Below are 14,246 nucleotides of genomic sequence, written 5' to 3'. Positions count from 1 at the left end.
ATTTTCATTGCTCGCCGCATGCATGCACCGAAGTTCCGAAGCCTATTCATTGGCGGACCTGATTGACTTGAACAGTCATAGGGTTTCGCCTGAAAGAACCATAGTATTCAAATGAAATATCCTCATAGATATGAGGGCGCAAAGACTTTATCCCCTCGCTCATCCCCTCGCCTCGGTAATAGTCAATGTCGAGTGCTTTTGAAAGCATATCGGTTACGTATACTTTTAGTACGACTGTTCGTTCGCTTTTTGAGAGCAATGAACGAGCGTATTCCTCTGCAACTCCGGGATCTGTGGCTATGTAGAATCCTTCACCCAGTACCAAGTCCTCCGGTTTGCTGTTGGCCCCTGCATATCCATCCAGAACTCCGCGGTTGAGCAAATTTTGTGCGCTGCTATCCGTAGTGCCATGGTAACCCACAGCATATTGTTTGGTTGGCGAGGGGGCTTCAGCTTTATGGGGGGATTTTTTTTGGCCCAACAAGTTTCTGAGCCCTTTGAGAGGGTTAAACCCTTTAGGAAAAAAGAAGTGTCCTGTTGGATCCCGCCTATTAAGCGGATCCCCGCCGCAATAGGTATACGCATTCAGCCCACCCTTCCCAAACGGACTCAAACTGTCCGGACTGTTAAACCGCATCAACACCGGATTGAACGCCCGATACCCATTACCTAACAAATAATGCCCCGTCACCGGGTCCGGCCGTTCGCCGTTGAAGCCGAGCAGGCTTAGTAAGCCGTTCTCCGCAGGTCGGTGGCCGTACGGGGTATAGGCGAGGGGATGAGGCTGCATGACATCAAGCGCGTGCAGCACCGAGCGTTGCTGATCGGTAGCGAGCAAGGTGGTTTCGACGGCATCATCCTGGCGCTGTTGTTGCGCCAGGTGTTGGTCGTCCTGTTGGAAAATCGACCGCTCTACCGAGCCCTGGATTTCGCTGGTCAGGCGCTCCTTGAGGTAGAAACGGCCGATGGCGTGCAATCGGCCAGGCGATCCAGTGGGTCATAGTGGTAACGGCAGAGCAGCGTTTTGCGGTTCGCCGACATCGGTTGACTCCTGCGTGAGCCGAGGGTTACTCCGGCGTCACTCTCGTGGCCTGCATGCCTTTGTCGCCCTTTTCGATTTCAAAAAAGACCGTCTGCTTCTGTTTCAACGTTTTGTAACCCTCGCCGGCGATGGCCGAGTAATGAACGAACAATTCCTCGCCTCCTTTGCCGCAAGTGATGAAGCCATAGCCCTTTGCATCGTTAAACCATTTAACGGTTCCTTTGATTCGGTCGTTCATTTTTATTATTCCTGTCTGCCCGAATGAAGAAAGGCACAGGGACTGTGGATTGCCCAGAGCCTTGTTTTCGTTGTCACGGCTGCAGCTTAGAACCCGTGTGAACAGCTGCCTACTGTCAAGATTGACAGTAGGCAATACCAAGAGGGAATAACGGCTTGCGCGTTGATAGTCGGATGACTGGCGGCGCGGTCAGGCCATGGCGTGTGCCTGCAAGCGGCGGCCGATCACGTCCAGCACGTCGCAACCGTCGCGTAACGGAATCGCCAGGAGCAGGGCGAAGTCGTGGAGGACGACGGCGTCGGAGCTGAGTTCTTCGCGAAAGGCGATGTTTTCCAACAGTTGGGTCACGGCGCGGATGCGGTAGGCGGCGGTTTCGTGGAGGACGTCGAGGGGGGCTTGGGTGTCGATGAGCAGGGCGGCGGGGGAGCAGTCGACGCCGGTGAGGGGCATGTATCGGTTCATGGCTAGAGCCTTTATTGATTAATAAAATTAGGACTTCAGGCCGTGGTGTATCGAGTCGCCAAACCCGAGTCGCCATGTGGACGACGGGACAAACTATAGGCATCGCGGATTGGCTGGGGCAAGGCTCGCTATTGCGGGGGATTTCCCAAGTAGTTGTAAGATTTTTAGTCGACGGTGATCGAGCGCCGGTTGTGGCCAGAAATTGCACGCGTCGGGCTGTGGACACTGTGTAGGAGCTGCCGAGTGAAACGAGGCTGCGATCTTGCCCCAGACACTTGAGTCTCAAGCGAAAGATCAAAAGATCGCAGGCTTCGCCAGCTCCTACGGGGCTGTTGCGGTCTCGACCCGCTCGCTCATTGACGCCCAAGGACGATGAGCATGCCGGTCAGGATGACCGCGACGGTGGCGCCGCCGATTATGGACACACTCTGCTGGAGGACGCCGAACTGTACGGTAAATGGCACAGGGGATGGCAGGGGGGCTGTGCTGGAACAGTGAGACGGTTGCCATGACCGATCAATAAATCAAGTTGAAGTAGTCGGCGTCCATCAATCTGCACATTCGGGTATCCGCGCTTTCGCAGCGATTGCTCATCCACTTCGAAAAGGTCGGTTCCAGGATTTGTTGATAGTCCAACTTCAGATTGATCGCCCCGTACCTGCATGTGATGGTCGCAAGGGCGGGTGTCTGCTCGTTCCCATCGTCCTCATGGATAACGTACTCGGCGCCTTCAAATTGCAACGATGCCGGGTCGACCACGTCCACCAGGCTTTCGCTCTCCCATTCGTAGTCGTCCTGTACCTCGACGAAGAAAATATCTTCCACCGATTCAATGTTTCTATGGATATCAGGGACGGCAGGGCAGGTGATTTCACCGGCATGGGCGTGGCCGATGATCAGCAAAAGCAACACCGCACCTCCAGCCAGTTTTTTCTTCATGTGCCAGGCTCCAGGGCTCAGTTCAACTATTCACGGCTTCGCTCGGGCGGGCTACTGTCAACGTTGGCAGTTATTTATGTCAATTTAGAACTGTATAGGAATGTTTGGTAACTTTTAGACATATTAAAAAGCGCAGTTTTCGTTGAATCAGACACTTCTGACGGCCTTTGGAGAATTTTCTGTAATGGCTATCGGCCATTTATGTAATGCGTTTAGGAACAATCTGCGTCCGCGCCAGTCCAACGCACGCTTTACGCCGCTCTTCATGGGCGGCTTTTTCATGCTCAAGAGGATGTCCCGGATGAAGGTTTCACGCGGTTTTGCACTGTCTTGGCTGTTGACGCTGGCTGCCAGCCCAGCCTTCGCGCAGTTCAGCCTCAGTGATGCAGCCAATGTGGTGTCGGCGATGCAGGGCAACCAAGGCGAGCAGGGTGAGGGCGCCGTGGCCGCCGCGCCGAAAGCCGCCGGCCTGCTCAACACCTTGGGATCGGAACTCAAGATCACGCCGGAACAGGCCATCGGTGGTGCCGGTGCGATGCTGGGGCTGGCGAAGAACCGACTCAGCGAGCCGCAGTTTTCCGAGTTGAGCAAAAGTGTCCCGGGCCTGGATCAGATCGCTGGGAACAGCGCCATCGGCGGGCTCAATGGCCTGGGCGGTTTGCTCGGGGGCGGGTCGGACAAGAATGCACTGCTCGACGGCTTGCTGGGCAACGTCAAGGACACCGGCGACCTGAACAACGCCTTCAGTGCGCTGGGCATGGACAGTGGCATGATCGGCCAGTTTGCCCCGATCATCTTGCGGTACCTCGGTCAACAGGGTGTTGCCGGTTCGCTGTTGCAGAACTTGGGCGGTATTTGGGGGAGTGGTGCGGGGGTTTGATGAGGGTGTGGCGACATCGAAAATCCGCCACGCAACCATCAGAATCTCAAGCTGAAATAGTCGGTGTTCACTCGTCTGCAGGTGTTGGTGTCCCGGCTGACGCAACGGTCGGCCGCCGAGGGCAAAGACATCGGCTGATAATCCAGCGTGAGATTGTTCTCGCCGTAATTGCAGGTGATGGTCACCCTCCTCGTTACCTGCTCATCTTCGTCGGGTTCATGGATCGCGAACTCGGCGTCGTTGAAGGGCAGTGCCGCCGGGTTGAGCTCCTGCACGAGGCTCTGGCTTTGCCATTCGGGATCATCCTGCATTTCTATCGTCGCAGTGTTGTCATGGAGTTGTGTCACGGCCGGACAAGTGACTTCTCCTGCGTGGACATGGCCGATCATCAGCAGAATTATTCCGCCGCCGCCCGTCATGAAGTTTCGCATGGGTGTGCTTCCGTATGATGTCCCGGCGACATGGTTACGGCTGGGGCTGGTGAGGGGTACTGTCAGGGTTGACAGTTTTTTATGCTTATTTGGAATTATTGCTAAGGTTTTTATTCTTTATGATTATTGTTGCTAGTTATTTTTTGGTTGTGCGTTATAAACTTTCACGGCGGATGTTGCGTATGTCTAAAGGTAATGGGCCTAATTTGCCTAATTTATCGCCTAGGCTGAAGGAATGACGACGCACTATTGTATTCCCCAGCCCATGACCCGGCCTCCTCTCGAATTGTACCCATCTGCCAGTTATGAAGTCGGGAGTCATATATGAATAGCCAACTGATGAATGCTTAGGAAAAAGCTGTTGGGCCTTGTTAAGGGTCATTAACTTGCTAGCTTCGGAGCTGCTGATTCCAGATTGTCGACCTAGACCGACCGCTATTAGTTTGTCTAGCTGGGTCTTTGGAGGGCCGTCGGGAAAATGAGAGATTTGTTCGTTTAAGTAAGAGTTAAAGTTGTGGCCTGAGGCTTGGTCGGCCATGTGTTTTGTTTGTTTGGATGCGAGTCTTAAGTTGTTCATGTCCGTGCTTGATAGATGCTTTGATATTTCCTGAAAGGTGTCGAAATTCAAATCAGTGAGCTGCGTTTTGCTCGCTGGAGAAGTTTGCCAGAATCCTTTGAAGAATTGAGTGAATTTCGTGAGTATATGCCCAGTTGGATCTGTTCGGTTTATTGGGTCAGCTCCACAATACACATAGTAGTTTATTCCTCCCTCCCCAAACGGACTCAAACTATCCGGACTATTAAACCGCATCAACACCGGATTGAACGCCCGATACCCATTCCCCAACAAATAATGCCCCGTCACCGGATCCGGCCGTTCGCCGTTAAACCCAAGCAAACTGAGCAGACCGTTCGCTGCCGGGCGATGGCCGTAAGGGCTATAGGCAAGGGGATGAACCCGGTTCGCATCGAGCACATTCAACACCGACCGCTGCTGATCGGTCGCCAGTAGCGCAGTCTCAACCTTCACATCCTCGCGCCGAAGTTGCGCCAGCAACTGGTCGTCGTGCTGAAAGACGCTACGTTGCACCGCGCCCTGTATCTCCGTCGCCAATCGGCTCTTGCAGTAAAACCGCTGAATTCCAGCCTCAGCGGAAGGCGCACAATCGACCAGGCGATCCAGCGGGTCGTAGCGGTAGCGGCACAATACGGTTTCGCGAGGGGCGGTAGGCATGCTCCTGGCTCCGTTCAAGGTCCAAACATCCGGGCCTCTAGCATCGGAGTTTTTTCAGCCGCTGCCTACTATCAGAACTGTTAGGTTCCACTCCCTTCGTTGCGCAATTGGGCGATGCGCCGGTCCTTTTCAGTCCAGAGCCGGTTGACCCAATCCTGCACCTGTTGGCGAAACACCGGGTCGTTTTCGTAGTCGCCTTGCCACAGTGTCGGGTCCAGTTCGCGGGTCTGGATGTCGATGATGACCCGGGGCACCGCGCCGCTGATCAGGTCCCAGAACCCGGGGATGCGGTCTTGCGGATAGACCACGGTCACGTCCAGCACCGCGTCCAGTTGTTCGCCCATGGCCGCCAGCACGAACGCCACGCCACCGGCCTTGGGCTTGAGCAGGTGGGTGAAGGGCGATTGCTGTTGTTGGCTTTTGGTGGCGGTGAAGCGGGTGCCTTCGAGGTAGTTGACCACGGTGACCGGTTGGCGCTTGAACAGCTCGCAGGCGGCCTTGGTGATTTCCAGGTCCTTGCCGGCCAGTTCCGGGTTCTTCGCCAGGAACGCCTTGGTGTAGCGCTTCATGAACGGGTAGTCCAAGGCCCACCAGGCCAACCCCAGGAACGGCACCCAGATCAGCTCTTTCTTGAGGAAGAATTTGAAGAACGGCGTGCGCCGGTTGAGGGTCTGGACGAGGGCGGGGATGTCCACCCAGGATTGGTGATTGCTGATCACCAGGTAAGACGTATCGCCACGCAGGTCCGCGCCGCCGCGGATGTCCCAGCGGGTGGGGATGCACAGGGCAAAGATCAGCTTGTCGATTTCGGCCCAGGTCTCGGCGATCCACATCACCGCCCACGAGGCATAGTCGCGAAAGCGCCCGGGCAGGACCAGTTTGAGCAGGGCGAACACCATCAGCGGCCCGAACAGCACCAGGGTGTTGAGCAACAGCAACAGGGTGACGAAGCAGCCGGTGAGCAGGCGGCGCATAGATGACTCTTGCAAACAGGTGGGCGGGCCATGATAAGCAAGCTTCGGGCGGCAGGCCAAATCGGTGTGGACGAAAGTTTCACCTGGGCTAGGGTAGGTTGGGACTGCTTTTGTGGCCAGAGATTGCTCCCGCTGGGCTGTTGTAGGAGCTGCCGAAGGCTGCGATCTTTTGATCTTTCGCTTTGGACTCAAGTGCCTTTGGAAAGATCGCAGCCTCGTTTCACTCGACAGCTCCTACAGGGCCGAGCGGGAGCAAGCGCCCTCGCCACAGGTGTGCGATCAACCGAACGAATTCATCAGCCACGGTCTAAAAAACCACGCCCACAATGGAAGCCCTAACTACATGAAATCAGTCCTCGCCCTGCTTTCCCTGATGGCCCTTCCAGTGCTGGCCGCCGAGCCGACCCTGTACGGGCGCTATGAATACATCGCGTTGCCGGATATCGGCGGTGAAGTGCTCAAGGCCAAGATGGACACCGGCGCCCTGACCGCGTCGCTGTCAGCCAAGGACATCGAGACCTTCACCCGTGACGGCGACGATTGGGTGCGGTTCCGCCTGGCGACCAAGGATGCGAGCAACAAGGTCTACGAACACAAGATCGCGCGCATCAGCAAGATCAAGACCCGTTCCGAAGAGGATGAGGACGACGACGAAAAGATCGCCCCCACCAAGCGGCCGGTGGTCGATCTGGAGTTGTGCCTGGGCAACGTCAAGCGCACGGTCGAGGTCAACCTGACCGACCGCAGCAGTTTCAATTATCCGCTGTTGATCGGGGCCAAGGCGTTGCGTGAGTTTGGCGCGGCGGTGAACCCGGCGCGGCGGTTTACGGCGGATAAGCCTGACTGCTGATTTCCCTGATTGACGTACCCCAAGCCTTGCGGCACCGTTCCGGCAACTTTACTGCCGGGCCCGCAAGCCATGCCTCATATCCTGATTGTCGAAGACGAAGCCGCCATCGCCGATACACTGGTGTTTGCCCTGCAAGGGGAGGGGTTTGACACCACCTGGTTGAGCCTTGGCGCAGCCGCTCTCGAACACCAGAAAAACACCCCGGCGGACCTGATCATTCTCGATGTGGGCCTGCCGGATATCAGTGGATTCGAGACTTGTAAAAAAATCAGACGTTTCAGCGACGTTCCGGTCATCTTTCTTACAGCTCGGGATGGCGAGATCGATCGGATCGTGGGTCTGGAGATCGGTGCCGACGATTACGTGGTCAAGCCCTTCAGCCCCCGCGAGGTGGCGGCCAGGGTCCGGGCGATTCTCAAGCGCGTGGCTCCGCGGCCGGCGGCGGAGGTGGGCATGGCGTTGTTTCAGGTCGATTCCGACCGCGTGCAGATCAACTATCGCGGCACCCCGCTGAACCTCACCCGCCACGAATTCCGCCTGCTCAATTGTCTGCTGGAGCAACCTGAGCGGGTCTTCAGCCGTGAGCAATTGCTCGATGCCCTGGGCGTGGCCAGCGATGCCGGCTACGAGCGCAGCATCGACAGCCACATCAAGAGCGTGCGCGCCAAGTTGCGCCTGGTCCGGGCCGAGGCTGAGCCGATCCAGACACATCGGGGCCTGGGCTACAGCTACAGCCCGGGGCACAGCTGATGTCGTTGGGGATCCGGATTTTCCTGGTGTATGTGCTGTTTATCGCCTTGACCGGTTATTTCGTGCTCAACACGGTCATGGAGGAAATCCGCCCCGGCGTGCGCCAGTCCACCGAAGAAACCCTGGTGGACACCGCCAACCTGATGGCCGAGATCCTGCGGGACGATTTCAAGGCCGGCACCCTCAACCAGAATCGCTGGCCGCAGTTGCTCAAGGCTTACGGCGAGCGCCAGCCGGCGGCGACGATCTGGGGTTTGCCGAAAAACCAGGTCAGCCATCGCATCTATGTCACCGATGCCAACGGCATCGTGGTGCTCGATTCCAGTGGCGTGGCGGTCGGGCAGGATTATTCGCGTTGGAACGACGTTTACCTGACCTTGCGCGGCCACTACGGCGCCCGTTCGAGCCGCAGCGATCCGGACGATCCGGCGTCGTCGGTGATGCACGTCGGCGCGCCGATCCGCGACAACGGCCGCATCATTGGTGTCGTCACGGTCGCCAAGCCCAACAGCTCGTTGCAGCCTTATGTCGATCGCACCGAGCGGCGGCTGTTGATCTATGGCGCCGGCTTGGTCGCCCTGGGCTTGTTGCTGGGCGGCTTGTTGTCCTGGTGGCTCAGCGCGGCATTGCGGCGTTTGACGAGCTATGCCCAGGCGGTCAGCCAGGGGCGGCGGGTGGAAGTGCCGCATTATCGTGGGGGCGAGTTCGAGCAACTGGCGGGCGCTGTGGAGCACATGCGCACGCAACTGGAAGGCAAGGCTTACGTCGAGCGTTACGTGCACACGCTGACCCACGAACTCAAGAGCCCGCTGGCGGCGATTCGCGGGGCCGCCGAGCTGCTGCAAAGCGACATGCCCGCCGCCCAGCACCAACGCTTCGTCAATAACATCGACAACGAAAGTGTGCGCATGCAGCAGTTGATCGAACGGTTGCTCAACCTGGCCCAGATCGAGCAGCGCCAGGGGTTGGAAGAAGAAGTCGCGGTGCCGCTGGCGGCGTTGATGGACGAGCTGCTGGAAGCGCGTGGCGGCTGGATTGAAAGTCGCCAGTTGATGGTTGAGCAGCACATCGCTGCCGACCTGACGCTGACCGGTGAGCCGTTTCTGTTGCGCCAGGCCTTGGGTAATCTGCTGGAAAACGCCCTGGACTTCACTCCCGTCAACGGTCGGCTGCGTATCAGCGCCGAGCGCAACGGGAACCGCGTCGAGATTCGTCTGTTCAATCAGGCCGCGCCGATTCCCGACTACGCGCTGCCACGCCTGAGCGAGCGCTTCTACTCCCTGCCGCGCCCGGACAGCGGCCGCAAGAGCACTGGCCTGGGGCTCAACTTCGTGGAGGAGGTGGTGCAGTTGCATGGGGGGCAATTCAGTATTGGCAATGTCGCGGGTGGGGTTGAGGTGGTGTTGAGATTGCCTTGAGGGAATTTGATTAATCTTGTTATTGATTAATTTACATAACCATTTTTTAGGTTTAATTTCCCTCCAGTACCGGCGAACTATTCTATAGACCTGTCAGCATGCCATGCCCTACGGCGAGATGACTTTCGGTCGGCTGGTCCTATTCGTGGATACACAACCGGGAGCATGAGCATGGTGAGCCTCTGGCAAAAACTGCAGGCCAAGTTGTTGCGCGCCTTCGCCAAGAGAATGAAAGCGAAGTTTACCTACGACGCTGCGCTGTTTGCGTTGCGCGCCGTTGTCGTGCAGACCATTCCGACCCCTTGGGGGGATGCGCGGGCGCTGTTCTACTGGCCCCATTCGCAGCCCTCGGTGAAGCTGGCGGTGTACCTGAATTTTCATGGCGGTGGCTTTGTTGCGGGGACCCCCGAACACGATGACAGCTATTGCCGTCGACTGGCCCATAACCTGAACTGCCTGGTGGTCAATCTGGACTACGTGCTGGCGCCAGAGCACGCCTTCCCCGCAGCCCCGCGACAGTGCTTCGCGGTGCTCGAATGGCTGGCCAGCGAAGCCGAAACGCTGGGCATCGATCCTCAGCGTTTCGCCGTCGGCGGCCATAGCGCCGGCGGCAATCTGGCTGCCGTTGTAGCGGGTCTGGCGCGAGGGCATCAAGGGTTGAAGGTGGTGCATCAGTTGATCGACTATGCGGCGCTGGATCTGCACCAGGACCCTGCCTTGAAGACGTCCACCAGTGCCCGGCCACTGCTCAATGCCGGCCTGATGCGCTTCTTCAACAACTGCTACCTGAGCGATCCGGCACAGGCTCGCGATCCGTTGGCCTCTCCCCTGTTGGCGCCGGTCGACGCGCTGGTGGGGATGCCGGCTGCCACGGTGATCACGGCGCAATACGATATCTTGCGTGCCGAAGGCGAGGCCTATGCCGAGAAGTTGCGCCAGGCCGGCGTGCCGGTGCGCCAGCGAATGTTTGAAGGCTGCGACCATATGTTCACCCACTTGGGACCGGACGAGTCGGCCGAGGAGGCCTGGCAGCTGATGGAGGATTCCCTGCGCGAAGCTTTCCAGACCGTGGACGTGGCGAATGCCGGGGTTCGTGCTCGACACGATGGCAGTCTCCACACAATCTCCACAAACGCTCCATAAGCTCAGCACACAGCCACCCCAGACTCTCCCTCATTCGAACAGGGAGAGCCCCACATGAACCGCAGCCTCGCCATAAAACTGGGCATGATCGCCCTATTGATTCTCTTGTTGATGATCCCGTTGTTGATGATCAACGGGCTCATTGATGAGCGCCAGGAACTGCGTGACGGTGTGCTGCAGGACATCGCCCGCAGCTCCAGCTACAACCAGCAACTGATCGGGCCGATGATCGTGGTGCCGTTTCGCAAGAGCGTGAAGGTCTGGAATACCAACGAGAAGACCGGCGTGCGTTTCCTGGAAACCGTCGAGCGAACCGGCGAGTTGTATTTTTTGCCGGAGCAGTTTGAGCTCGACGGTCAGGTCCGCACCGAAACCCGTGCCCGGGGCATCTACGAAGCGCGGATGTTCCACGCCGATAACCGGATCGATGGCCGCTTCAAGGTGCCTGAGCGCTACGGTGTTGCTGCCAAGGATTTTGCCGATTACCGTTTTGATGAGCCGTACCTGAGCGTTGGCATCAGCGATATTCGTGGCATCGAGAATGCGCTGACCCTGACGCTCAACCAGCAGACCGTCGACTTCCTGCCTGGCTCGCGGCTCGGCTGGCTGGGGCAGGGTGTGCATGTGCCGCTGCCGATGATCACCGCCCAGGGCGGCCCTGAGTTGACCTTCGGTTTCGACCTGCGCCTGCAAGGCACTGGCAATTTCCAGATTCTGCCAGTGGGCAAATCCACCAAGGTGCACCTGTCGGCCGACTGGCCACATCCGAGTTTCATCGGCAACTACCTGCCCACCCAGCGTGAGATCAATGAGCAGGGTTTCAGTGCCGACTGGCAGACGTCGTTTTTCTCCACCAACCTCCTGGAAACGCTGCAGGCCTGCGAACCGCGCGATGGTTGTGACGCGTTCCGCAGCCGGGCCTTCGGGGTGAGCTTCATCGATCCGGTGGACCAGTACCTCAAGAGCGACCGGGCGATCAAATATGCGCTGCTGTTTGTCGCCCTGACCTTCGCCGGCTTCTTCCTCTTCGAGGTGCTCAAGAGCCTGGCGGTGCACCCGGTCCAGTACGCCTTGGTGGGCGTGGCGCTGGCATTCTTTTACCTGCTGCTATTGTCGCTGTCGGAGCACATCGGCTTCACCCTGGCGTACCTGGTGTCGGCCAGTGCCTGTGTCGTGCTGATCGGGTTTTATGTTTGCCATGTGCTGCGCAGCGTGAGTCACGGTCTGGGGTTTTCGGCGGGGCTGGCGGGCTTGTACGGTTTGCTCTACGGCCTGTTGAGCGCCGAGGACTACGCGCTGTTGATGGGCTCGCTGTTGCTGTTCGGCCTGCTAGGCGTGTTCATGGTCCTGACCCGCAAGTTGGACTGGTACGGGGTCGGGTCGAAGCCAGCCGCGGCGATGAACTTCGAGTTGGGAGAGGTGAAATGAGCCGGTCGTTGGGGTTGCGTGAGGACCGGCAATGGCGAGAAGTGTTAGTGATGCAGGTTGCTGGGTTGTTTCCTTTGGATCCGGTGTGCCCCTATCGCGAGCAAGCTCGCTCCCACAGGGGATCCCGGTGGTCCAAACAAAACAACCCAATGTGGGAGCGAGCTTGCTCGCGATGAGGCCGGAACGTTCAATGCAGAGCTAAACCCTGGGCACCGTCTCGACCATCGAAGGCCGCACGCTCACCTCGGCAAACCACTGCGCCAATTGCGGGTTGGCCTCGCGCCATTCCAGATCGGGATGGCGCAAATCCAAGTAGCCCAGGGCGCAGGCCACGCTGATGGAGGCCACGTCGAAATGGCAGGCCAGTTCGGCAATCGCTTCGGCTTCGAGCTGGCCCAGGGCACGGCGAATCTTGTCCCGCTGCGCATCGAGCCATTCGTCCCAGTGCTTTTCCACAGGGCGCAGCGCGGTTTCGTAGCGGATCATCACGGCCGCATCCATGATCCCATCGGCCAGGGAGGCCAGGGTCAGGCGCCGCCAGCGGGCCGCGCCGTCCCGGGGGATCAGCGGGTTGCCGACGTGCTGGTGATCGAGGTAGTCGAGGATGACGCGGCTGTCGTGGATCACCGTCCCGTTGGCCAGGCGCAGGGCCGGGATCTTGCTCAACGGGTTGTCATCGATGAGCGCCCGGTCCGGCTTGACCGGCGAGAGCTGGCTGAGCTGCAACGCCACGCGGTCTTGCTGGCCGGTTTCGTGCAGCAGCACCAGGACCTTGCGCACGAAAGGGGAAGCGGGGTTGTGGAACAGCGTCATGCTGGGGGTGGACATGCGGATATCCTCGATAAACGGCCAGGGGCTTAGCCTAGCCAGTTACGGGGTGGCTGGCGAGCGGTCGGGTGACCAGTTGGATTCCAATGTGGGAGCGAGCCTGCTCGCGAAAGCGGGGTGTCAGTCAACTTCAATGCAACTGACTCACCGCAATCGCGAGCAGGCTCGCTCCCACATTGGGTTTGCGTCCGGTTGGAGTTATCCGCGCTTGATCAATCCCCAAGCCCCCAGCACCGTCGGTATTCCCAGCCCGACCCAGCTCACCGCATCCCAGGCGCCGTCACCGAGTAATGCGCTGACCAACCCCGCCGCACTGAGCGCACCAATCATCAGGGGAATACCAAACACTTTCCAGAAACTCGACTGCCGAGGCCTCACGAGAGGACCTGCGTGCCGATGGTCGCGCGCTTGGCCGCTTTGCGCCGCACCAGCCACAGGTAAACGCCGCTGCCGAGGATGATGATGGTCAGCACATCGAGGGTCGCCCAGAAGATCTGCATCGGCCGGCCACCGTAGTCGCCGAAGTGCAGGGGCAGGGACAGGCTCATCATGTCCATGTACCACGGTCGCTCGGCGACGGCGGTGACGTCCAAGGTGGTGGCATCGATCAACACGGGGGTGAGCAGGTGCGAGGTCCGGTGGGTGTCGCCCTTCATGAAGACGCTGTAGTGGTGCTCGCTGGAGAACAGCGTGCCGGGGAAGGCGATGAAGCTCGGCGCCATGCCAGGCGCGACGCCCTTGGCAATATCCAGCAAGCGGGTGGCCGGGGCCAGTTGGGTCAGCGACGGGACGTCGCGGTAGGGTTCGACCATGGCGCTGAGGCTGTCGTTGCGCCACGCGGCGATGATCAGGTCGGCGCAGGCGGCGATCACACCAGTGATACCCACGGTCAGCGCCCAGACCAGCGTGACCACGCCGATCAGGTTGTGCAGGTCGAGCCAGCGCAGGCGCGTGGATTTGTCCTGGCGCACCGTGGCGAACTTCAAGCGACGCATGAACGGCAGGTACAGGACCACCCCGGAGACGATAGCGATCACGAACAGCAGGCCCATGAACGCCAGCAACATCTTGCCCGGCAGCCCGGCGAACATGTCCACGTGCAGGCGCAGCATGACCATCATGAAACCGCCATTGGCCGAGGGCATTTCCAGGGTCTCGCCGGTACGCGCATCGAGCATGAAGGTGTGGGATGAGTTGGGTTCGGTACCCGGCGTCGGCGCCATGATGGTGATGACACCATTGGGCTCGTCATCGTCCCAGCCAAAATACTGGACCACTTCCCCCGGGCGATGGGCCTTGGCTTTTTCCACCAGTTGTTGCAGGTCCAGTGGCGGCGTGTCGGCGGGCATTTCCCGAAGCTGCGGAGCGTCGCCCAGCAAGTGTTCGATTTCATGGTGGAAGATCAACGGTAGCCCGGTGATTGCCAGCATCAGCAGGAACACCGTGCAGATCAGGCTGGTCCAGGTGTGGACGAAGGACCAGCGGCGGATGGTTTTGCTTTTCATGATCGATCCGGATGCAAAAGGGCACCTTGTGGCGAGGGGTATCTGTGGGAGCAAGGCTTGCCCGCGAAACAGGCGATGCGGTCTTTCTGAAACCGAGTCGCCTCCATCGCGGGCAAGCCTTGCT

At 58.9% G+C, this 14,246-nt stretch carries 15 protein-coding genes and 1 pseudogene; 6 read left to right on the top strand and 10 right to left on the bottom strand.

Annotation, left to right across the window (positions count from 1 at the left end):
- Positions 1-529: 529 nt before the first annotated feature.
- From AACY31_RS14660 to AACY31_RS14645, 4 genes and pseudogenes are all read right to left on the bottom strand, one after another.
- A pseudogene (locus AACY31_RS14660) lies at positions 530-1,041 on the bottom strand (RHS repeat-associated core domain-containing protein); the annotation flags it as partial.
- Positions 1,042-1,067: 26 nt separating this feature from the next.
- A complete protein-coding gene (locus AACY31_RS14655; RefSeq protein ID WP_339477295.1) occupies positions 1,068-1,280 on the bottom strand; it encodes a cold-shock protein in 213 nt (70 codons plus the stop codon).
- A gap of 189 nt (positions 1,281-1,469) precedes the next feature.
- Entirely contained in the window at positions 1,470-1,742 is a 273-nt protein-coding gene (locus AACY31_RS14650; RefSeq protein ID WP_053182600.1) for a hypothetical protein, read from the bottom strand.
- 516 nt (positions 1,743-2,258) lie between these two features.
- Positions 2,259-2,681 carry a DUF3757 domain-containing protein gene (locus AACY31_RS14645; protein ID WP_339477292.1) on the bottom strand — a complete coding sequence of 141 codons (423 nt, stop codon included), beginning with the start codon at positions 2,679-2,681 and terminating at the stop codon, positions 2,259-2,261.
- A gap of 301 nt (positions 2,682-2,982) precedes the next feature.
- Between AACY31_RS14645 and AACY31_RS14640 the strand changes: the two genes are divergently transcribed.
- Positions 2,983-3,561, top strand: a complete 579-nt coding sequence (locus AACY31_RS14640) for a DUF2780 domain-containing protein (protein ID WP_339504691.1) — start codon at positions 2,983-2,985, stop codon at positions 3,559-3,561.
- 38 nt (positions 3,562-3,599) lie between these two features.
- Here AACY31_RS14640 and AACY31_RS14635 read toward each other — a convergent pair whose 3' ends face one another.
- From AACY31_RS14635 to AACY31_RS14625, 3 genes are all read right to left on the bottom strand, one after another.
- Positions 3,600-3,992, bottom strand: coding sequence for a DUF3757 domain-containing protein (locus tag AACY31_RS14635; protein WP_339504689.1), 393 nt, complete (start codon positions 3,990-3,992; stop codon positions 3,600-3,602).
- A 154-nt stretch (positions 3,993-4,146) separates the two neighbouring features.
- Positions 4,147-5,226 (bottom strand): RHS repeat-associated core domain-containing protein, encoded by a 1,080-nt coding sequence (locus AACY31_RS14630; protein WP_339504687.1) that lies wholly within the window; start codon positions 5,224-5,226, stop codon positions 4,147-4,149.
- 80 nt (positions 5,227-5,306) lie between these two features.
- Positions 5,307-6,200, bottom strand: coding sequence for an acyltransferase (locus tag AACY31_RS14625; protein WP_339504685.1), 894 nt, complete (start codon positions 6,198-6,200; stop codon positions 5,307-5,309).
- Between the two features lie 343 nt (positions 6,201-6,543).
- Here AACY31_RS14625 and rloA2 point away from each other — a divergent pair, with 343 nt between their 5' ends.
- From rloA2 to creD, 5 genes are all read left to right on the top strand, one after another.
- Positions 6,544-7,050: a retropepsin-like aspartic peptidase RloA2 gene (gene rloA2, locus AACY31_RS14620; RefSeq protein WP_339477283.1), complete on the top strand. Its 507-nt coding sequence runs from the start codon at positions 6,544-6,546 to the stop codon at positions 7,048-7,050.
- A gap of 69 nt (positions 7,051-7,119) precedes the next feature.
- A complete protein-coding gene (gene creB / locus AACY31_RS14615) occupies positions 7,120-7,800 on the top strand; it encodes a two-component system response regulator CreB (RefSeq protein ID WP_339504683.1) in 681 nt (226 codons plus the stop codon).
- Entirely contained in the window at positions 7,800-9,218 is a 1,419-nt protein-coding gene (creC, locus tag AACY31_RS14610; protein WP_339504681.1) for a two-component system sensor histidine kinase CreC, read from the top strand. Before creB ends, creC begins: the two co-directional genes overlap by 1 nt.
- Before the next feature lie 171 nt (positions 9,219-9,389).
- Entirely contained in the window at positions 9,390-10,361 is a 972-nt protein-coding gene (locus AACY31_RS14605; RefSeq protein WP_339504679.1) for an alpha/beta hydrolase, read from the top strand.
- 54 nt (positions 10,362-10,415) lie between these two features.
- Complete coding sequence (gene creD, locus AACY31_RS14600) at positions 10,416-11,789, top strand: cell envelope integrity protein CreD (protein WP_339504676.1); 1,374 nt, start codon at positions 10,416-10,418, stop codon at positions 11,787-11,789.
- A gap of 198 nt (positions 11,790-11,987) precedes the next feature.
- Here creD and AACY31_RS14595 read toward each other — a convergent pair whose 3' ends face one another.
- From AACY31_RS14595 to AACY31_RS14585, 3 genes are all read right to left on the bottom strand, one after another.
- Positions 11,988-12,617 (bottom strand): glutathione S-transferase, encoded by a 630-nt coding sequence (locus tag AACY31_RS14595; protein WP_339477271.1) that lies wholly within the window; start codon positions 12,615-12,617, stop codon positions 11,988-11,990.
- 198 nt (positions 12,618-12,815) lie between these two features.
- On the bottom strand, positions 12,816-12,995 hold the full coding sequence (locus AACY31_RS14590; RefSeq protein ID WP_339477269.1) for a hypothetical protein: 180 nt from the start codon (positions 12,993-12,995) through the stop codon (positions 12,816-12,818).
- The gene (locus AACY31_RS14585) at positions 12,992-14,122 is read right to left on the bottom strand and encodes a PepSY-associated TM helix domain-containing protein (RefSeq protein WP_339504674.1); all 1,131 of its coding nucleotides are present in this window, start codon (positions 14,120-14,122) and stop codon (positions 12,992-12,994) included. The genes AACY31_RS14590 and AACY31_RS14585 overlap by 4 nt, the downstream gene beginning before the upstream one ends.
- Positions 14,123-14,246: the final 124 nt, after the last annotated feature.

It is taken from the genome of Pseudomonas sp. RL_105y_Pfl2_101 (assembly GCF_963970585.1).
In the GTDB taxonomy this organism is placed as follows: domain Bacteria; phylum Pseudomonadota; class Gammaproteobacteria; order Pseudomonadales; family Pseudomonadaceae; genus Aquipseudomonas.
Note: the sequence above shows the minus strand (reverse complement) of the source record. Positions and strands in the feature narration are given on the sequence as shown.